This window comes from Nocardioides plantarum (assembly GCF_006346395.1).
GTDB lineage: Bacteria > Actinomycetota > Actinomycetes > Propionibacteriales > Nocardioidaceae > Nocardioides > Nocardioides plantarum.
Window position 1 is genome coordinate 436836 of record NZ_VDMS01000002.1, and the last position, 18783, is coordinate 455618.

The following is an 18783-nucleotide window of genomic DNA, read 5'->3' on the forward strand; positions in this document are numbered from 1 at the left end:
CGTGTCGTGCCGGGTCGACCCCGCGCACTCGTGCCGGTCGACCCCGCGCCCCTGACCGCCCCCGGTGTCGTACGACGCGAACGGCCCGGGTGCCAGGAGCCACCACCGCAGTGGTGGGCTCCCGCACCCGGGCCGATCAGGTCCGGCGGCGCCTGGCCCTCAGGCTAGGCCCGCGGGATCTCGCGCATCTCGAACGCCTCCACGACATCGCCTTCCTTGATGTCCTGGAAGTTGCGCAGCACCAGACCGCACTCGAAGCCCTCGCGGACCTCGGAGGCGTCGTCCTTCTCGCGCTTGAGCGAGGCGAGGTCGAGGTTGTCGGCCACCACCTTGCTGTCGCGCAGGATCCGGACCTTGGCGTTGCGGCGGATGGTGCCGCTGGTGACCATGCAACCCGCGATCTTGCCGATCTTGGAGCTGGAGAAGATCGCGCGGATCTCCGCCTGGCCCAGGGTCGACTCCTCGAACTCGGGCTTGAGCATGCCCTTGAGGGCGGCCTCGATCTCGTCGATGGCCTGGTAGATGACCGTGTAGTAACGGATCTCCACGCCCTCCTTGTCGGCCATCTCGGTCGCCTTGCCCTGCGGGCGGACGTTGAAGCCGATGATGATCGCGTCGGAGGCGGCCGCCAGGTCGACGTTGGTCTCGGTGATCGCACCGACACCGCGGTCGATGACCCGGATGCTGACCTCGTCGCCGACGTCGATCTGGGACAGGGCGTCCTCGAGGGCCTCGACCGAGCCGGACACGTCGCCCTTGAGGATGAGGTTGAGCTCCTGGCTCGCGCCCTTCTCCATGGAGGCCATGAAGTCCTCGAGCGTGCGACGCACGTTGCGCTTGGCCTGCATGGCCGCACGCTGACGGGACTCGCGCTTCTCGGCGATCTGGCGGGCCATCCGGTCGTCGTCGACGACCAGGAAGTTCTGACCCGCACCGGGCACCGCACTGAGGCCGAGGACCATCGCCGGACGGGCCGGCAGGGCCTCGGTGATCTCGTCGCCGTGCTCGTCGAGCATGGCGCGCACCCGGCCGTACGCCGCACCGGCGACGATCGAGTCACCGACGCGCAGCGTGCCGCGCTGGACCAGGATCGTGGCCACGGGGCCGCGACCTCGGTCGAGGTGGGCCTCGACGACCAGGCCCTGGGCGTCCTGGCTCGGGTTGGCCCGCAGGTCGAGCGAGGCGTCGGCGGTCAGGACGACGGCCTCGAGCAGCTTGTCGAGGTTGAGCTCGGACTTGGCCGAGACGTCGACGAACATCGCGTCGCCGCCGTACTCCTCGGGGACCAGGCCGTACTCGGTCAGCTGGCCGCGGACCTTGGTCGGGTCGGCGTCGGGCTTGTCGATCTTGTTGACCGCGACCACGATCGGGACACCGGCGGCCCGGGCGTGGTTGAGCGCCTCCACCGTCTGCGGCATGACGCCGTCGTCGGCCGCGACCACGAGGATCGCGATGTCGGTCGCCTGGGCACCACGAGCACGCATGGCGGTGAACGCCTCGTGACCGGGGGTGTCGATCAGGGTGATCCGACGCTCGTTGCCGTCGACCTCGGTCGCGACCTGGTAGGCACCGATGTGCTGGGTGATGCCACCGGCCTCCTTGTCGACCACGTTGGCGTTGCGCAGCGCGTCGAGGAGCTTGGTCTTTCCGTGGTCGACGTGACCCATGACGGTGACGACCGGCGGTCGGAAGACCAGGTCGGACTCGTCGCCCTCGTCGGAGCCGAACTCGATGTCGAAGGACTCGAGCAGCTCGCGGTCCTCGTCCTCGGGCGAGATGATCTCGATGACGTAGTTGAGCTCCTCACCGATGAGCTCGAGCGTCGCGTCGTTGACCGACTCGGTCGCGGTGACCATCTCACCGAGGTGGAACAGCATCTGCACCAGCTGGGCGGCGTCGATGCCGGCCTTCTCGGCGAAGTCGGTCAGCGAGGCGCCTCGGGCCAGACGGATGGTCTCGCCGCTGCCCTTGCGGACCCGCATGCCGCCCAGCGTCGGGGCGTCCATGGCCTCGAACTCTTGACGACGAGCGCGCTTCGACTTGCGACCACGGCGCGACGGACCACCGGGGCGACCGAAGGCACCCTGGGTCTGACCACGCTGACCGGGTCGGTTGGGGCGACCTCCACTGGGGAAGCTGCCGGGCGCGCGACCGGGGGCACCGGCACCGGCGCCGGGGGCACCGCGGCCGGGAGCACCCCGACCGGGGGCGCCACCGGGGCGACCGGGGCCACCTGCGCCGCCGGGTCGGCCCGGGCCACCGGGGCCCGCAGGTCCGCGGCCGAAGGCGGCCGGGGACTTGGGCATCATCGCCGGGTTGGGGCGCGGCATGCCGGGGCGAGGAGTCGCGCCACCCTCGCGGGCGGCGGGCGGACGCGGCGGACGGGCGTCGCCGTCCTCGACGGTGGGCTCGGGCCTCGGGGCGGCGGGACGACGTCCCATGCCCTGGTTGGACGAGAACGGGTTGTTGCCCGGTCGCGGTGCACCGGGGCGACCCACGGGGCGCGGTGCGGGAGCACCGGGGGCCTTCGGGGTGGCCGACGGCGCGGCCGGGGTGGCCGGGGCGTCGGCGGTGGCTGCGGGAGCAGCCGGGGCCTCGGGCTCGGCGACAGGGGCAGCGGCCGCGACGGCGGGCGCTGCGGTCTCGACGACCGGGGCCGGGGCGGGCTCCGGGGTCGGCTCCGGCGCGGGCTTGGCCTTGGGACCGGGCCTGGGACCGGGCCGGGCGCCGGGCTTGGCCGACGCGGCAGCGGCCGGCTTGTCCCCGGCGGGGGCAGCAGGGGCGGCCGCCTGGAGCGACGCACCCACCTCCTTGCGGAAACGCATCTCCGCAGGGAGCTCGACGGTGGAGCTCGCCGACTTGACGAACTCGCCCATCTCCTTGAACTTCTCGAGAACGAACTTGCTCTCGACGCCGAACTCCTTGGCGAGCTCGTGTACGCGGGTCTTAGCCACAATTCTCCTTAGTGGCCCGACCCGCGGGAGCGGTGATCGGACCTAGTGGTGGTGCAAACTCATCGGGCCGTGCTCATCGGTGTGGCCTCATCGAGTGCTCATGAGCTACTGCTCCAGTTCCTGGTCGTCATCCGGTGATCGTGCGAGTCGAGCGGTCCTGCTGGAGGTAGTCGCCCACCGGCGCGTTGCCGAGGCCCGGATCGGCCCGCAAGGCCCGACCGAACGCCCTACGGCGCACCGCGAGGTCGTAGCACTCGGTGGTGGGGTGCAGGTGTGCTCCCCGACCGGGTGCGGTGGCTGTCGGATCGGGCACCACGGCCGGGCGGCCGTCTGCGTCCGAGCCGGCGGTCACCCGCAACAACTCGCTCTTGGCGGCCCGCCGGCGACAGCCGATGCACGTGCGGACAGGTCCGGCAGGCGCAGGGGACGACGATCGGTGAACCACCACACCGAAGTCTAGCGGGCGCCCCGCCCATCACCGAATGCACCGTGACCCCCGTCTCGGCCACTCCCCCGGCCGATCCCCCCGGCCGACCCTGTCGGCGCGGACCGCCAGGATGTGGACGTGCCCACGTCGCTGACGTTCGACTCCCCGCAGCTCGACGGGACCCGGTGGTCCCCCCACTACCTGCCGGCCTGGTCGTCACGTGCGGCCAGCTCGGCGTCGTACCGCATCGAGTCGGGGTCGCTGGTCCTCGACGTCCCCGTCGACCACCCCCCGTGGTGCCCCGGCGACCACGAGCCGCCGTTGCGGGTGTCGGGCATCCAGTCCGCCAGCTGGTCGGGACCGGTCGGCTCGCCCCGGGGCCAGCAGCGCTTCCGCGAGGGGCAGGTGGTGCGCGAGGAGCAGCCGCGGTTCGACGGCTGGCTCCCCCGCGGCGGCACCGTCGGCGCCCGGGCGTCGATGCGGCTCTCGCCGCGCTCGATGGCCGCGCTGTGGCTCAGCGGCCTGGAGGACGACGACGACCAGCTGCGGTGCGGCGAGCTGTGCGTGTTCGAGGTGTTCGGCAAGGACGTCGTCCCGGGCCGGTCGGCCGCGCTCGGGGTCGGCATCAAGGCCTTCCGCGACCCCGCGCTCACCCAGGACTTCGCCGCCCCCCGGGTGGCGGTCGACGTCACCGAGGAGCACGACTACGCCGTGCGGTGGGACGCCGAGGTGGCGGTCTTCACCGTCGACGACGTCGAGGTACGCCGGTGCCCGCGTCCCCCGACGTACCCGCTGCAGCTGATGCTGGCGGTGTTCGACTTCCCGGAGTGGTCGACAGGCGACGACGACCACCTCGTGCCCGAGCTGCGGGTCACCCGGGTGTGGGGCGACTGACGCCCAGCACCCGCAGCAGGTGCGGCCACAGCTGCGCGCCGAGCGCGGCGTCGGCCTCGTCGGTGCCGCCGCGGGCCATCGGCTGTCCACCGGTCGCCGGGCGCTCGCCCGGGAGCACGACGCGGTGCCCGGCGTCGGGCCGTCGTACGACGGTGGTCGCGAGCCCGGCGGCCTCGCGCCGGGCGGCGATCGCGTCGGCGAAGTCGCAGGCCGGCCACACCTGGTCGTCCTCACCGGCCGCGAGCAGGACCTCGCCGGTGATCCTCTCCACCGCGATCCTCGCGGCGGGCACCCGGTCGGCGTAGCGCTCGAGGCAGTGCTCGTAGTGCCCGACGTACGCCGGGGGCCCGGGCCGCTGCGGCGGCTCCCACCGGTCGTCGTAGGGGACGAACGGCAGCGGCTCGCCGCCCGAGGTCCACGAGGACCGCTGCGGACGCAGGCCCGACAGCGACGCCCACACGACGTCGCTCGGCGCGAGGCCCACCACGACATCGATCTCGCGGTGCCGCGCGGCCAGCAGCAGCGCGGCCTCGGCCCCGCGGGACGACCCGAGCACGACCAGCCGCTCGCACCGCTGGTGCAGCATCGCCAGCGGCTCGTCGAACGACTCCAGCGGCACCAGGTCGACCGCGTCGCCGAACCAGCGGTACGACGCCGCGACCACGCCCCCGAGCCCGGCCAGCACGTCGCACCGCTCGGTCTCGACCCGGCCGCTGGACCCCGAGAGGACCAGCACCCCGGTCGGGCCGTCACCGATGACGTAGGGAGCCGGACCGCTCATCGACGCGCAGGCTCGTCCTCGTCACCGTGGATGTCGATGCGCCAGCCGGTGAGGCGGGCGGCGAGGCGGGCGTTCTGGCCCTCCTTGCCGATCGCGAGCGACAGCTGGAAGGACGGCACGACGACCTTGGCCGAGCGGGCGTCGAGGTCGACGACCTCGACGCTCTTGACCTGCGAGGGCGACAGGGCGTGCGCCACGAACCTCGCCGGGTCCTCGGACCAGTCGACGATGTCGATCTTCTCGTCGTTGAGCGCGGCCATCACCGCCCGCACCCGCTGGCCCATCGGGCCGATGCAGGCCCCCTTGGGGTTGACCCCGGGCACGGTGGCCTTGACGGCGATCTTGGTGCGGTGTCCGGCCTCGCGGGCGATCGCGGCGATCTCGACCTCGCCCGAGGCGATCTCGGGCACCTCGAGCGCGAAGAGCTTGCGGACCAGGTTGGGGTGCGACCGGGTGAGCGTGATCTGCGGGCCGCGCATGCCCTTGCGGACCGACAGCACCAGGCAGCGGATCCGGGTGCCGTGGGCGTAGGACTCGCCCGGCACCCGCTCGCTCACCGGCAGCAGCCCCTCGACCTTGCCGAGGTCGACGAGCACGTCGTCGGGGTTGCGGCCCTGCTGGATGATGCCCGAGATCAGGTCACCCTCCTTGCCGGAGAACTCGCCGAACTTGATCTCGTCCTCGGCGTCGCGCAGCCGCTGCATCATGATCTGCTTGGCGGTCGTCGCGGCGATCCGGCCGAACCCGGCGGGAGTGTCGTCGAACTCGCCGACCTTGGTGCCCTCCTCGTCGACCTCGGCGGCGTAGACCACCACGTGGCCGGACTTGCGGTCGAGCTCGACGCGCGCGTCCTCGATCGCCCCGGGCGACTTCTGGTAGGCCGTCAGGAGAGCCTGCTCGATGGCCTGCACGAGGACCTCGAACTTGATCTCCTTCTCGCGCTCCAGCTGTCGCAGGATGTTCAGGTCGATGTCCATCAGTCGTCGTCTCCCTCGTCGGCGCCGTCATCGGCGTCCTCGTCTGCGACCGGTTCCTCGGCCGGCCTCCGGTTGAACTCGATCTGCACCAGCGCCTTGCGCACGTCGACGTAGGCGAGCCGACGTACCTCGCCGTCGACCTCGAGGTCGACGCCGGTGTCGTCGCTGTCGCCGATGCGGCCCGTGAGGACCTCCTCGTCGAGGGTGACCTTGACCAGGCGGTCGGCGTTGCGACGCCAGTGCCGCGCCAGGGTGAGCGGCCGGTCGACCCCGCGTGAGGTCACCTCGAGGGTGTAGGCCTGGTGACCCATCGCCGCGGACAGGTCGGTGTCGAGGACGTCGCCGACCAGGCGGGTGGCCTCGGTGACGTCGTCCATCGTCACGCCGCCGTCCTTGTCGACGGCCACGCGGACGACGCTGCGCTTGCCGGCGCTGCTCACCTCGACGGCCTCGAGGTCGAGACCGATCTCGGCCAGGGGGTCGGTGAGCGCTGTCTGGATCGCGCCGGTCATTGCCTGTACGGCGGACATCTGGACCCTCCTGTGTAGTTGTCGTGGAGCGGGTGGTGCCGTGCTCGGTGGTGCTGGCCCACCTTAGGGCATCAGCCGGGGAGGACCGGATATCGTCGCCCGGTGCCGACTCCCCTCCCCTCCGTCAGCCGGCGGGCCCTGCTCGGCGCCTCTGCCGGGCTGGTCGCGCTGGGGGCGGCGGGGTGCTCGCTCGACTCCCTCGACCCCACCGCGGACGACCCGACGATCACGCCGACCACCGCCGCCGCGGGGTCGCCCACCGACGGCTCAGCCTCCCCGACCGGGGCGGACGACGGTGCCGACGACGGCGCCTTGGTCGAGAGCGTGCTGGCGGCGATCGCCGCGGCCCACCGCACCGCCCGGGGCACGCGCCGCGTCCACCGCGGTCTCACCACGGCCCTGCGTCGCGCCGAGTCGCTGCACCTGGCGCACGCCGAGGAGCTCGGCGGTCTGCCGGCCGCGACGGGGCCGGCCACCCGCCCCGGGGAGACCGCCAACCAGGCCCTGGTCCGTGTCGACCGCGGCGAGGGTCGCCTGCAGCGCACCCTGGTCGACGCGGCCGGCTCGGCCGGCAGCGGCGCACTCGCGCAGACCCTGGCCTCGATGGCCGCCGCCGTCGCCCAGCTGCGGACCACGCTGACGCCGGGAGCCGCCTCGTGACCTACCTCGACGCCCTGCAGACCACGCTCGCCGGCGAGCACGCCGCGCTGTTCGTCGTCGGCTACCTCGGCGCGCAGACCTCGCAGTCCAGGAGCCCGCAGCTCTACGCCACCCTGCGCGAGTCCTACGACGGGCACCGCGACCGACGCGACCGGCTCGAGGACCTGGTCCGCGAGGCCGGCGGCGAGCCGGTCGCGGCGGGGGCGTCGTACGAGCTGCCGCAGGTCCGATCCGAGGACCCGACGACCATCGCCGCGGCCGGGCTGGCCGTCGAGCGGGCGTGCGGCGCGACGTACGGCTTCCTGGTCGCCAACGCGACCGGCCACGGCCGGCGCTGGGCGGTCGCGGCGGTCGTCGACTCGGGCCTGCGCGAGATCGACCTCGGGGGCCGACCGCGGACCTTCCCGGGCCGCTGAGCCCGCAGAGCCGGGTGTGGGGCAAAAACTGAGCGGTCCGCGAACTCATCCTCCGGGGAACTCCCGAGATGCTCCCCGGAGGGACGAGTACGCGGACCGCTGGTGGCCTGGGACAGAGGCCAGTTCGAAGGGACCGGGTCAACCCCGGGGGGACACCCTTCGTGCAGAAGTCTGCAACAGACGGCAGTCCCGGCGACATGCGCGGAGATCATCACAAGTCTGCAATGCAGAAACCTGCAGAGCGACCCGAGCCGTCAGGCCACGACGCTGTCAGGTCACGACGTGACCGGCACGGGCGCGGCTTCCTGCTCGACCTCCTGCTCGACCTCCTGCTCGACCTCCTGCTCGACCTCCTGCTCGACCTCCTGCTCGACCGACGAGCCCGCGAGGCCGCCGGCAGGTGCTGCGGCCCCCGCGGAGGCGACCGGGGCCCCGGCCACGACGACCAGGCCGGCAACGCCGAGGGCGGGGAGCCGGGCGAGACGGGCGAGACGGGAACGAGACGAGCGGTGCTGCTGAGTCATGGGGGCCTCCGTAGGTCTCGGTGCCCGGCCGAGTCCGGGCACTCGTGCGCCACGACCCGGGACCGGCCCGGATCACGACACCCTCGACCATCCCCCGGCCGGGGCGCCACGACGATGTTCGCCCACGTGCGGGTTCGTGCGATGCACGAACTTGCAGGTGCGGACGCTCACGCCGGACCGTCAGGCCCAGCCGTCGAGGATCCCCACCACGTCGAGCAGCGTCGTGATGACCGCGTCGGGCTCCCCCTCGGTGTGGCCCACCTGCGTGCGCGGGATGGCGCTGTGCGGCACGTGGATCGCGCGCAGGCCCGCGTGGTGGGCACCCCAGACGTCGTCGAACAGGCGGTCGCCGACGTAGACGCAGCGCGCCGGATCGGTGACGCCGACGGCGTCCATCGCGGCCCGGAAGGCGTGCGGGGACGGCTTGGTCCAGGGGATCTCGCTGGAGTAGACGTCGCCGTCGATCAGGTGGCGCACACCGTCGCGCTCGAAGATGCCCTCGTGGACCGTGCGCGGCCAGATCGTGTTGGACAGCACGCCGATCGCCAGCCCGCGCTCGCGCAGGGCCTCCCACAGCGGCCCGACCTCGGGGTCGGTGAGCGTGTGCGGCTCCCAGAACGCGTAGTAGCCGGCCAGCAGCTCCGGGTCGTGATCGAGGCCGGCCTCGACGAAGAGGTCGGCCACCGTCGAGCTCTGCTGGTGGTCGCGGCTGCGCCCCCAGACGACGTCACCGGCGCGGTGCAGCCGCTCGGCCGACACGCTGACGTCGTGGTCGACGCCGACGACGGCCTGGGCCAGGGCCAGCGACTCGGCGTGGAAGTCGATGTCGTGCCACTTCGTCAGGGTGCCACCCCAGTCGAAGATCACCGCGTCGATCGTCGGGTGCCGAGCCATGACCGAGCCCGCTGCCCTCAGGAGCGGACGAGGGACACCAGGTGGTCGACCACGGAGGCCGCGGCGATGTCCTCGCGCTCGCCCGTACGCCGGTCCTTGACCTCGACCACACCGTCGACGAGGCCCTTGCCGACCACGACGATCGTCGGGACGCCGATGAGCTCGGCGTCCTTGAACTTCACGCCCGGGCTGGTCTTGCCGCGCCGGTCGTCGTAGAGGACCCGGACCCCGGCGGCGTCGAGCTCGCGGGCGATCTCCTCGGCTGCGGTGAACAGCGCGTCGTCCTTGCCGGCGGCAACGAGGTGGACGTCGGCGGGCGCCACCTCGCGCGGCCAGCACAGCCCGGCGTCGTCGAGGGTGCCCTCGGCGACGGCGGCGACCGCGCGGGTCACCCCGACGCCGTAGGAGCCCATGGTGACGGTGACGAGCTTGCCGTTCTCGTCGAGCACCTTGAGGTCGAGGGCCTCGGCGTACTTGCGGCCGAGCTGGAAGATGTGGCCCATCTCGATGCCGCGGGCGCTGACGAGCACGCCCGCGTCACCGGTCTCGGCGCAGCGGGGGCACGGGTCGCCGTCGCGGACGTCGGCCGCCTCGACCGTGCCGTCACCGGTGAAGTCGCGACCCGCGACGAGGTCGACGACGTGGCTGCCGTCGACGTCGGCACCGGTGACCCAGCGGGTGCCTTCGACGACGCGGGGGTCGAGGAGGTAGCGGATGCCGGACGTGCTGTCCTCGCCGAGGACGCCGGGTCCGATGTAGCCCTTGACCAGCGCGGGGTGCTTGCGCAGCTCGGCCTCGTCCATGGGCTCGACCGTGATGGGCTCGAGCTGGCCCTCGAGGCGCTTCTGGTCGACCTCGCGGTCGCCGGGCAGGCCGATGGCGACGGGCTCGCGGGTGCCGTCGGGGTGCGTGAAGACGACGAGCACGTTCTTGAGGGTGTCGCCGGCGGCCCAGGGGCGGTCGTCGCGCGGGAGCTTCTCGTTGAGGAAGTCGACCAGCGAGTCGATCGTGGGCGTGCCGGGGGTCTGCTCGGCGTGGGCCGCGGGCACGCCGTCGTACGACGAGGGCGCGGGGGTGGGCACCTCGACGGCCTCGACGTTGGCGGCGTAGTCGCAGACGGTGCAGCGGACGTAGGTGTCCTCGCCGACCTCGGCCTTGGCCAGGAACTCCTCGGAGCGCGAGCCGCCCATGGCGCCCGAGGTCGCCTTGACGATCACGTAGTCGAAGCCGAGCCGGTCGAAGATCCGGACGTAGGCGTCGCGGTGCTTCTGGTAGCTGGCGTCGAGACCGGCGTCGTCGACGTCGAAGGAGTAGGAGTCCTTCATGACGAACTCGCGCCCGCGCAGGATCCCGGCGCGGGGTCGCGCCTCGTCGCGGTACTTGTTCTGGACCTGGTAGAGCGACAGGGGCAGGTCCTTGTAGGACGAGTAGAGGTCCTTCACGACGAGGGTGAACATCTCCTCGTGGGTGGGGCCGAGCAGGTAGTCGTCGTCCTTGCGGTCCTTGAGCCGGAAGATGCCGTCGCCGTACTCGGTCCAGCGGCCGGTCGCCTCGTAGGGCGCGCGGGGCAGCAGGGCGGGGAAGCTGAGCTCCTGCGCGCCGATGCCGTCCATCTCCTCGCGGATGATCCCCTCGATGCGACGCAGCACGCGCAGACCAAGCGGCAGCCAGCTGTAGATGCCGGGTGCGGCGCGCCGGATGTAACCGGCGCGGACCAGGAGGCGGTGGCTCGGGACCTCGGCGTCGGCTGGGTCGTCGCGCAGGGTGCGCACGAACAGGGTCGACATCCGGAGAATCATGGCGTCAGGCTACGGGTCTGGTTCCGGCGACGACCAACCAGTTCTCCAGCACCCTCATCACCCCGCAGGCCATCAGCGGCGCTCCGGGTCGCCGGCCCGCCTCCCACGAGCTCGGCCAGCACCGGCCCTCGGTGGGGGTCAGGCTGCGCGGTCGAGGCTCTCGCCGGGGCCGTCGGGGTCGGGCCGGGCCACGAGGTCGTGCCCGCGCTCGTCCTCGGCGGGCACCGGGAGGCCGGAGACGGCGAGGCGGGTGAGTGGTCCGGCCACCACGGAGGTGGCGATGCCGATCGTCATGATGACGGCGTGCCATCCCGCATCGACGACCCCCGCTCTCAGAGCGAGGTCGGCGAGCATGATCTCCATCGCTCCGCGCGCCGAGAGGAGGGTGCCGATGGCCCGCGCCTCCCTGCGCTCGAAGCCCGCCAGGCGGCCACCGGCCCAGCCCCCGACGATCTTGCTGACGAGGGCGAGACCGACCAGCGCGACGGTGACCAGCACCAGACCGGGAGAGAGGGCCCCCAGGTCGATCGTCAGGCCCATGCTCGCGAACGCCAGCGGGGCCAGCAGCCTCGAGACGGTCTCGTCGAGGGCCCGGGTCTGGGCCGGGTCGCCGTTCGCGGCACCCGCCGCGCAGACCCCGACCAGGAACGCCCCGATCACCCCGTCCAACCCGAGCAGCCCGGCCGTGGCGGCACCGCAGAGGACGGCGATGACCAGGGTGCAGCTCTCGGCGTGCGGCACGGAGCGCCCCGGGCGGTTGATCCGCAGGACCAGCAGCGCCGTCACGGCCAGGCTCGCACCGGCCAGGACGAGGGAGACGACCGTGGGGCCCGTGCCGGTCGAGCCGACGGCGGCGCTGAAGAGCAGCCAGACGACCAGGTCCATCGCGACGGCGGCGGCGAGCGCGACCTGGGCCCAGAGCTGGTGCGCCACCCCCAGCTCGGACAGGATCCTGATCGCGACCGGGACCGCGGAGACCGCGAGCACGACGCCGATGACGAGCGTGAACCGCCAGGTCTCGGTGTCGGTGTCGAGCGAGGGGGCGGCCCACAGTCCGACCCCGATACCGAGCGCCAGGGGCAGCAGGAACGCCGGGGCACAGACCAGGAGGACCCGTCCGGCGTGGCGCCGGATGATGGCCGGGGACATCTCGAGGGCGCTGACCCCGACCACGACCAGGAGCGCCAGGTGCGCGAGCTCGGCCAGCGTCCCGCCCGGGGGGAACAGTGCGTGCTGCGCGTCGGGTGCGAACCATCCCAGGACCGAGGGCCCGAGAAGCAGGCCGGACACGAGCTGGCCGAGGACCTGAGGCATCCGCAGCGCGGATGCGGTCCGGGCGCCGACCGACGCGCCAGCCAGGAGGAGGGCGACCGCGAGGCAGAGCAGGGTCGCCTCGGGGACCAGCGGGCTGCTCACGGTCACACCAGGTCGTGGGCGGCGCGGAAGCGTTCGCGGTCGACGATCCCGCGGACGTGGGTGCCCGACAGCACCGGTCGGTCACCGTCGTGGGCGGCGACCTCGAAGGTGAGCGACGCCCCCTCGACCTCCACCAGGGTCGCGCTCACCCGCACCGTCGCGCCCAGGCGCGTCGGCGCGAGGTGGCGCACGTCGTGCGCCGCGCCGACGCTCATCCACCCCGGTGCGACCTCGGGCCCCACGTCCGGCGCGATCGCGGCGATCGCGGCCAGCTCGGCCCACCACAGCAGCACCGGCGTGGCCAGCACGGGCAGGTCGTTGGCCCACGCGGTGGCCAGGTGCCCGGTCTCGACGACCCGGGCCAGGCTGGCCGTGCGCGCGAGCGGCGGGACGGGCCTGGCCCGCGCCACGGGGGGAGCCTGGCGCACGGGGGCGGTCATGCCGCCCGCTCCCCGGCGGCCTGGCCGGCGCGGCGAAGCGCCACCATCTGGTTGAAGACGTTCTTGCGCTGCATCTCCGAGGTGCCACCGGCGATGATCGTGCCGAGCCCGTCGAGGAAGCGGCGCGACGCGGGGCCCGTCATGTAGCCGAGGTGACCCAGCAGGCGGATCGCGTTCTCGGTGCCGGCCACGAGCTGCTCGGAGCCCTGGTACTTCGCGATCGAGCAGAGCATGGAGGCTTCGGGGCGCTGGGCCAGCACCGCCTCCAGGGCGGCGTACGACGTCCAGCGCGTGGTCTCGATACCGAACCGGATGTCGGTCAGCCGACCCTGCACGTACTGGTGCTCGGCGATCGGCTGCTTGAACGCCGTCCGCCGCTCGGCGTGGTCCATCGACTCCTCGAGCACGGGCTCCAGGAACGCCGCGGCGGCCACGCCGTACAGCAGCCGGTCGAGGCTGATGGTGTCGTAGATGATCTCCAACCCGCGCCCGACCCCCGCGAAGACCCCGTGCCGGTCGAGCTGCACGTGGTCGAGGTGCAGCGGACCGGTCGGGCTGGTCCGGTTGCCCAGCATGTCCTCGACCTCTCCGTGGCGCACCCCGGGCGTGCTGGTGTCGACCAGGAAGAGCGTGATGTCGCGCGATCCCACCTCGGGGACCCGGCCCAGGACCAGGGCGATGTCGGCGATCGGTCCGTGGGTGATGTGGTCCTTGGTCCCGCTCAGCACGTAGCCGTCCCCGTCGCGACGGGCGGTCGTCGTCGTCCCCGCGACGTCGGAGCCGCCCCGGGTCTCGGTCAGGGCGGTGGCACCCACCGCACCGCTCATCAGCCGCGGGAGGAAGCGGTCGATCTGGGTCTCGCTCCCGTGCTTGAGCAGCGAGCGGATGAGCCCGGCCTGGGCGACCATCGAGAGGTTGAAGCCCAGGTCCCTCCCGCCCGAGGCGATGCCCTCGAACGCCGCGACGAAGTCCCACCAGGTGCCGTCGGCGCCACCGAAGTGGCGTGGGACCGCCAGGCGCCACACGCCGGCGTCCGCGACGGCCTGCCAGGACTCGTGGTCGAACTGGCCGGCGCGGTAGCAGGCCTCGGAGTTGACAGCGACCGTCGAGCTCGCGACCTCGTGGAATCGGGTCCGGATGCGTGCGGATGGCTGGTGCATGGTGACGGGCTCCTCGATGGGTGATGGATCGGGCTGGGACGGGATGGAAAGGGCTAGTGGTGCGGGTCCGAAGTTCTTGATGGCTTGGCGTGCTCAGGGTGCGTGCCTTCGCGGTGGCGGCGGTCCGACGGCATACCTGGTCGTCTTCCGAGGATCGCCGGTGCCGCGAGGTGCGTGCCATCAGTGCGCGAAGCGTCCAAGAACTTCGGCCCCGTGCCACTAGGACGGGCTGGGACCGGGTCCCTGGTCGATCTGCGGGGTCGAGCGCGATGGTCGCCGCCCCGGCGTCTCGGTGGCGTCACGGACGACCTGCAGGGTGGCCAGGGCGGGGTCGGCCGCGTAGGCCACCCGGCCTCCGTGGTCGAGCATCGCCCGCAGTGACGCGATCACCTCGGCGGTGATCTGCTCCCCGGGTGCGAGCACCGGCACCCCCGGCGGGTAGGGCGCGATCAGCTCGGCGCTGGTCCGACCCACCGCCTGCTCGGGTGCCAGCGCCTCCCGCTCGGCGAAGTGGGCCTCTCGTGGGCTCAGTACCGGGCGCGGGGTCACGCTCCACGCCGCCGCCGGGACCGGTGCGCGCGGCGCGCCCCGGTGTCGCTCGATCGAAGCCCCCAGCGCGGTCACCAGCTGATCGAGGTCGTCCGCCGAGTCGGCGATCGTGATCATCGGGATCAGGGTGTCCAGGTCGGCCATCTCCAGCGGGAGCCCCAGCGCGTCGAGATCGGCACCGACGTCGAGCCCGTTGGCGCCGGTGCCGGCCAGGCACACGACGAGCTTGACCGGGTCGACGACGGCTCCGTCGGGCAGTCGCCCCGCGAGCACCCTCACCCCGGGGATCGCGGCGAGCCTCGTGCGGGCCCGACGCACGGCCGGCAGGAGGAGGTCGAAGAGCCCCCGGCCGTCGCGCTGGAGCAGCGCCCGGGCGGCGTCGATGCTCGCCAGGATCGAGCCCGAGGGGCTGGTGGTGTGGGTCGCGTCGAAACCCGACTCCAGGCGTTGGGGCGAGAGGAGCCCGCCGGACCGGGTGGTCCGGGCGAGCACCACGGCCGCCTGGTTCATGGCCGGCAGGGACTTGTGGGCACTGATCACCACGGCGTCGGCGCCCGCGCGCAGCGGGAACGGCGGCAGGTCCGGGTGGGCTCCGAAGTGCGCTCCCCAGGCAGCGTCGACCACCAGGGGGACGCCCGCCTCGTGGGCCACCTCGGCGTACTCGCGGACCGGACCGCAGGTGCCGACGTAGGACGGCTCGGTGAGGAAGACCCCGCAGACCCGGTCGGTCGCCAGCGCACGGCGTACGTCGTCGACCGGCACGCAGGTGGGCAGGCCCGACTCCGGGTCGATGCCCGGTCGCACCCACACCGGGTCCAGCCCCGCCAGCGCCAAGCCGGTCAGCAGCGAGCGGTGCAGGGTCCGACTGACCACCACCCGGTCTCCGGGTCGGCCCAGGGCGAGGGTCAGGGCCTGGTTGCCGTGGGTCGCGCCACCGACGGAGAACCGCGCCCAGTCGGCCCCCCAGTGCTCTGCAGCCAGGCGCTCGGCCTGCGCCAGCCGTCCCACGGTCAGGCCCACGGTGTCCAGACCTCCGAAGAGCGGTACGTCGCCCTCGACGAGGGTCCCGGTCAGGTGGGTGCGCTGCTTGTGACCCGGGATGGTGAAGGGACGGGTGCGCCCCTGCCGGGTCGCCTCGGTGAAGCGGAGCCACGCGGCGAGGAGCGGTGCCTCGCCGGCCAACCCGCGCGGGTCTGCGAGCCCGGAGCCGGCAGGCGCGGATCCGGTGGGGGCGGTCGAGGCACCCGCCGAGACGATCGTCATGCTCCCCCCACGAGCTCGGGGCGCCCGACGTAGCGCAGCTGGCGGTCACCCAGGGCGAGCACGCTGTCCGACGCGAGTGCGACCTCGTGCCCCACGCGCAGGCTCTGCCACGTCGGGTCCTGCCCCGCCCGGATGGCGAGCGCGGCGGCGCCGACGTTGTGGACGTGCACCCGCCCGGCGTGCACGGAGAACCGGCAGTGCACCGGCTGCGTGTCGGGGATCCGTACGGCGTCGGCCCGGCCGGCGCGCACGTCGGGCTGCGTCTCGGGCGCCGACCCGCAGACCACCGGCCCCCGCACCGACAGGACGGTCCCGTCGTCGACCACCAGCACCCCGTAGTCGGAGCCGTCATCGGAGCCTGGCGAGAACGAGGGTGGGACCCGTGCGGAGGTGACCCCGCTCTGGGCCATCCCGATGCCGCAGATCGTGCAGTAGATCGTGTCGTGGGCGTTGACGTGCCCGGAGGCACAGGCCACGGCGTCGGGCACCGCGTCGACCAGCACGGCCGGCTCCGGCGCGACAGGCGGCTGTTGCTCTGGCACGGCGGCGCGGGCGCAGCCGCACGCCGCCGGGAGGAGGGCCGGGGCCGGCGGTGCGGTCTCCGGGCGCACCGCCCAGCCGACCAGCACCCCGGCGGCCGGTACGACGCCCGACCCGAGGTGGGTCGGGCCGTCGCCGGCGGTGTCGTGCGGCTCGCCCAGGTGGGCACGGATGCTGTGCAGTGGCAGCGCGAGGGCCCGCTCGACGATGGTCAGGGACGACGACCCGTCGACGAGGTCGCTCGTCTCGGCGGTGGCACCTCGGACCTCGACGCGGACGGCACCACGGGCCAGCACCACGACCCGGTCCGGCTCGATCCCGATCGCCACCAGGGACATGTCGGGACCGGCCAGCGCCTCAGCGGCGACACCCCGCAAGAAGACGCCCAGTGACGACCCGCGGACCTGGGAGGCGAGCCGCTTGTCGCGCTCCGCCGTCGTGCGGGACCACAGCAGCACCCGGTCGCCCTCACGGGCGACCAGCCCGGGCGCCGGAGCCGACGTCGAGCAGAGGGGCTCGACCCGGTCGGCGCTCACACCAACCTCCCACCACGGAAGCGCCAGGCGACGAAGGGCACCCGCATGGGGCCGTTCGCCACGGCCCACACGGCGAGCCACACCGCGACGAAGTGCACCGCGAACGCCGAGACCGGGACGGGGCCCGGCATCCCGGGGACTAGTCCGCGTCCGACCGCCCACCACAGCAGGGCGGCTTCGGGGAGGACCGTGACCAGGCCGAACAGCGTCGGCCAGTCCTTCTCCCACCGCCACTGCATCAGCAGGTGGTAGACCACCTCCCAGCCGACGCCGAGGACGGCAACGGAGCCCAGGAGGACGAAGGTCGTCCGGTAGGCGACTGCCGACGAGCCCGGCATCGCGATCAGCGGCGAGACCAGCAGGGTGACGATGCCTCCGACGACGGCGAGCAGGAACAACCGGGTCTGGATCCTGCCGAAGAGTGTGGGGACCATGGGGTTTTCTCCTAGGTGGTGGGACGGGCGGTCTGGTGGCTCGTGCCGGTGGGTCAGATCGGGGCGTTGCGCATCCAGCGCACCCACTGTCGGATCGAGCGGGCCGGTCCGAGGGTGCGGCAGTGGCCTCGGGCAGCGATGTCGCTGACCACGTCCTGCGCGGCGAGCTGCAGCCCCAGGAAGGTGTCGACGCCCGGGAAGTAGCCACCGAGCGCGGCCGCACCGGTCACGTAGACGCGCCCCATCCCGCTCTCGGCGCCCCTGAGCTCGAAGCTGGGGCCGACGTCCATCCGGTCCAGCACGTTGCGCCGGGCACCACCGTGGTCCAGGAGATCGGCGAGCACCCGGTGCCCGCGGACGTCCGCGTTGAGCCCGGTGCAGTCGATCACGGCGTCGGCGACGACCTCCGACGTCGACTCGGTCCCGGCCAACCGCAGGTGCAGGCGTCCGTCGGCGAGACGGGTGATCTGGTTGATCACGCCTGGACGGGCGTCGTACCAGCCCTCCTGTCGCGCCGTGCGCAGCTGGCGTCGCCACGACGGTCTGCTCGCGGTGGTCGTGCCGCCGATCTGGTCGTAGAGCCGGCGGCGCTTGTCGTCGTCGGCCCGACGCATCTCGGCCCGCAGCTGGCCGCCCCAGACGGACTTGGGGTAGTTGAAGCCCTGGTAGGCGAAGCCGTCCTTGCCGCGCCGCCGAGCCCAGGGGTGCGGTCCGTGCGAGTCGGCCACGTAGGTCCGCAGCACGTGCACGACCCGAACCTGCGAGCCGTGCTGGCGACGCTCCTTGACCAGTCGCTCGAGGATCCGCGACGCGACGATGCCGCCGCCGCGGACCACGACGGTGGCCGGCCCCTGACGGAGTCGCTCGTAGAGGTGCTCGTGGTCCTCGTAGGCGTTGACCAGGCTCACGTGATCGCCGCTCTCGGTTCGCAGCTGCCGGAGCTCGGGCTGGAAGGCCAGCCCGGCGTAGCCCAGCGCGAGGTGGACGTCGCGGCAGCGCAGCACCCGGTTCGGTGCGCCGGCGGGGCCCTCGGCCACGAGGACGAAGTAGCCGCCGCCCTCGCGATGGCGCACCGTGGTCGCCACCCCCGTCACCAGCATCTCCCGGTAGCGGATCCGGGCAGCCTCACGCTCCATGCCCTCGAGCACCGAGCCCAGCTTCGGGGTGTAGTACCCGGTCAGGGTCGGCTCCACCAGGACCTGGAGGGCGGGGCGCAGGCTGCGGGTGCGGATGCTCTCGGAGACGGCGTACGACGGGAAGCCCCACAGGTTGTCGGGGCGAGAGGCCGAGTCGGAGCGGATCCGCTCCGAGCGCGGGATCTGCGAGACGCGGGTGAGGTACTCGTAGGTCTGCCACGGGTGCGCGAGGTTCGAGACGACCTTGATGTCGTCGACACCGAGGGCTCCGGCGATGCGCAGGTAGTCGACGGTCACGAAGGAGCCGATCCCTCCGCCGACGGAGACGAACGGGACGTCGTCGATCCGCAGGCCCATCGCACTCACCTGCTCGTCGCTCCAGCGGACGACGTCGCCTGGCGTGGGACCGCCCGGCCCCGGCGCTGCGGGTGCGTGGTCACCGGTGACGGCGGA

General features: G+C 72.9%; 18 protein-coding genes. 3 read left to right on the top strand and 15 right to left on the bottom strand.

Annotated features, from left to right (window positions below; genetic code table 11):
* Window positions 1-164 precede the first annotated feature (164 nt).
* Window positions 165-2954 carry a translation initiation factor IF-2 gene (gene infB, locus FJQ56_RS14055; protein WP_140010178.1) on the bottom strand — a complete coding sequence of 930 codons (2790 nt, stop codon included), beginning with the start codon at window positions 2952-2954 and terminating at the stop codon, window positions 165-167.
* Window positions 2955-3081: 127 nt separating this feature from the next.
* Complete coding sequence (locus tag FJQ56_RS14060; protein ID WP_342776460.1) at window positions 3082-3402, bottom strand: YlxR family protein; 321 nt, start codon at window positions 3400-3402, stop codon at window positions 3082-3084.
* 117 nt (window positions 3403-3519) lie between these two features.
* Between FJQ56_RS14060 and FJQ56_RS14065 the strand changes: the two genes are divergently transcribed.
* Complete coding sequence (locus tag FJQ56_RS14065; RefSeq protein WP_140010180.1) at window positions 3520-4275, top strand: glycoside hydrolase family 16 protein; 756 nt, start codon at window positions 3520-3522, stop codon at window positions 4273-4275.
* On the opposite strand, the gene FJQ56_RS14070 is transcribed toward FJQ56_RS14065, so the two are convergent.
* Genes FJQ56_RS14070 through rimP form a run of 3 tightly spaced genes read right to left on the bottom strand, consistent with a single transcriptional unit; the run spans window position 4253 to window position 6563 of the window.
* Window positions 4253-5056, bottom strand: a complete 804-nt coding sequence (locus FJQ56_RS14070) for an acyl-CoA thioester hydrolase/BAAT C-terminal domain-containing protein (RefSeq protein ID WP_211351035.1) — start codon at window positions 5054-5056, stop codon at window positions 4253-4255. The genes FJQ56_RS14065 and FJQ56_RS14070 overlap by 23 nt on opposite strands.
* On the bottom strand, window positions 5053-6033 hold the full coding sequence (gene nusA / locus FJQ56_RS14075) for a transcription termination factor NusA (protein ID WP_140010181.1): 981 nt from the start codon (window positions 6031-6033) through the stop codon (window positions 5053-5055). The genes FJQ56_RS14070 and nusA overlap by 4 nt, the downstream gene beginning before the upstream one ends.
* Window positions 6033-6563, bottom strand: a complete 531-nt coding sequence (gene rimP, locus FJQ56_RS14080) for a ribosome maturation factor RimP (protein ID WP_140010182.1) — start codon at window positions 6561-6563, stop codon at window positions 6033-6035. Before rimP ends, nusA begins: the two co-directional genes overlap by 1 nt.
* 102 nt (window positions 6564-6665) lie before the next feature.
* On the opposite strand from rimP, the gene FJQ56_RS14085 reads away from it, so the two are divergent.
* Window positions 6666-7223: a hypothetical protein gene (locus FJQ56_RS14085; RefSeq protein ID WP_140010183.1), complete on the top strand. Its 558-nt coding sequence runs from the start codon at window positions 6666-6668 to the stop codon at window positions 7221-7223.
* On the top strand, window positions 7220-7639 hold the full coding sequence (locus tag FJQ56_RS14090; RefSeq protein WP_140010184.1) for a ferritin-like domain-containing protein: 420 nt from the start codon (window positions 7220-7222) through the stop codon (window positions 7637-7639). The genes FJQ56_RS14085 and FJQ56_RS14090 overlap by 4 nt, the downstream gene beginning before the upstream one ends.
* Before the next feature lie 275 nt (window positions 7640-7914).
* Here the strand turns inward: FJQ56_RS14090 and FJQ56_RS14095 are convergent, their stop codons facing one another.
* The 10 genes from FJQ56_RS14095 to FJQ56_RS14140 form a co-directional block, all read right to left on the bottom strand.
* Entirely contained in the window at window positions 7915-8163 is a 249-nt protein-coding gene (locus FJQ56_RS14095) for a hypothetical protein (RefSeq protein WP_170215409.1), read from the bottom strand.
* Between the two features lie 180 nt (window positions 8164-8343).
* Window positions 8344-9057, bottom strand: a complete 714-nt coding sequence (locus FJQ56_RS14100) for an HAD family hydrolase (RefSeq protein WP_140010186.1) — start codon at window positions 9055-9057, stop codon at window positions 8344-8346.
* Window positions 9058-9074: 17 nt separating this feature from the next.
* A complete protein-coding gene (locus tag FJQ56_RS14105; protein ID WP_140010187.1) occupies window positions 9075-10856 on the bottom strand; it encodes a proline--tRNA ligase in 1782 nt (593 codons plus the stop codon).
* Between the two features lie 138 nt (window positions 10857-10994).
* Complete coding sequence (locus tag FJQ56_RS14110; RefSeq protein ID WP_170215410.1) at window positions 10995-12272, bottom strand: cation:proton antiporter; 1278 nt, start codon at window positions 12270-12272, stop codon at window positions 10995-10997.
* A 2-nt stretch (window positions 12273-12274) separates the two neighbouring features.
* A complete protein-coding gene (locus FJQ56_RS14115) occupies window positions 12275-12712 on the bottom strand; it encodes a thioesterase family protein (RefSeq protein ID WP_140010189.1) in 438 nt (145 codons plus the stop codon).
* Entirely contained in the window at window positions 12709-13872 is a 1164-nt protein-coding gene (locus tag FJQ56_RS14120) for an acyl-CoA dehydrogenase family protein (RefSeq protein WP_140010190.1), read from the bottom strand. Before FJQ56_RS14120 ends, FJQ56_RS14115 begins: the two co-directional genes overlap by 4 nt.
* Window positions 13873-14091: 219 nt before the next feature.
* Window positions 14092-15684, bottom strand: a complete 1593-nt coding sequence (locus FJQ56_RS22935) for an aminotransferase class I/II-fold pyridoxal phosphate-dependent enzyme (RefSeq protein ID WP_140010191.1) — start codon at window positions 15682-15684, stop codon at window positions 14092-14094.
* Window positions 15681-16760, bottom strand: coding sequence for an FHA domain-containing protein (locus tag FJQ56_RS14130; protein WP_140010192.1), 1080 nt, complete (start codon window positions 16758-16760; stop codon window positions 15681-15683). Before FJQ56_RS14130 ends, FJQ56_RS22935 begins: the two co-directional genes overlap by 4 nt.
* Window positions 16757-17194 carry a hypothetical protein gene (locus FJQ56_RS14135; protein WP_140010193.1) on the bottom strand — a complete coding sequence of 146 codons (438 nt, stop codon included), beginning with the start codon at window positions 17192-17194 and terminating at the stop codon, window positions 16757-16759. The genes FJQ56_RS14130 and FJQ56_RS14135 overlap by 4 nt, the downstream gene beginning before the upstream one ends.
* Window positions 17195-17247: 53 nt before the next feature.
* Entirely contained in the window at window positions 17248-18687 is a 1440-nt protein-coding gene (locus FJQ56_RS14140) for a hypothetical protein (RefSeq protein ID WP_211351037.1), read from the bottom strand.
* Window positions 18688-18783: the final 96 nt, after the last annotated feature.

What these genes read in the sequence shown, in the direction of transcription:
- FJQ56_RS14100 (WP_140010186.1), bottom strand. Translation starts at nt 9,057, where the DNA reads ATGGCTCGGCACCCGACGATCGACGCGGTGATCTTCGACTGGGGTGGC.
- FJQ56_RS14140 (WP_211351037.1), bottom strand. Translation starts at nt 18,687, where the DNA reads ATGGGCCTGCGGATCGACGACGTCCCGTTCGTCTCCGTCGGCGGAGGG.
- nusA (WP_140010181.1), bottom strand. Translation starts at nt 6,033, where the DNA reads ATGGACATCGACCTGAACATCCTGCGACAGCTGGAGCGCGAGAAGGAG.
- FJQ56_RS14070 (WP_211351035.1), bottom strand. Translation starts at nt 5,056, where the DNA reads ATGAGCGGTCCGGCTCCCTACGTCATCGGTGACGGCCCGACCGGGGTG.
- rimP (WP_140010182.1), bottom strand. Translation starts at nt 6,563, where the DNA reads ATGTCCGCCGTACAGGCAATGACCGGCGCGATCCAGACAGCGCTCACC.
- FJQ56_RS14105 (WP_140010187.1), bottom strand. Translation starts at nt 10,856, where the DNA reads ATGATTCTCCGGATGTCGACCCTGTTCGTGCGCACCCTGCGCGACGAC.
- FJQ56_RS14095 (WP_170215409.1), bottom strand. Translation starts at nt 8,163, where the DNA reads ATGACTCAGCAGCACCGCTCGTCTCGTTCCCGTCTCGCCCGTCTCGCC.
- FJQ56_RS14135 (WP_140010193.1), bottom strand. Translation starts at nt 17,194, where the DNA reads ATGGTCCCCACACTCTTCGGCAGGATCCAGACCCGGTTGTTCCTGCTC.
- FJQ56_RS14115 (WP_140010189.1), bottom strand. Translation starts at nt 12,712, where the DNA reads ATGACCGCCCCCGTGCGCCAGGCTCCCCCCGTGGCGCGGGCCAGGCCC.
- FJQ56_RS22935 (WP_140010191.1), bottom strand. Translation starts at nt 15,684, where the DNA reads ATGACGATCGTCTCGGCGGGTGCCTCGACCGCCCCCACCGGATCCGCG.
- FJQ56_RS14120 (WP_140010190.1), bottom strand. Translation starts at nt 13,872, where the DNA reads ATGCACCAGCCATCCGCACGCATCCGGACCCGATTCCACGAGGTCGCG.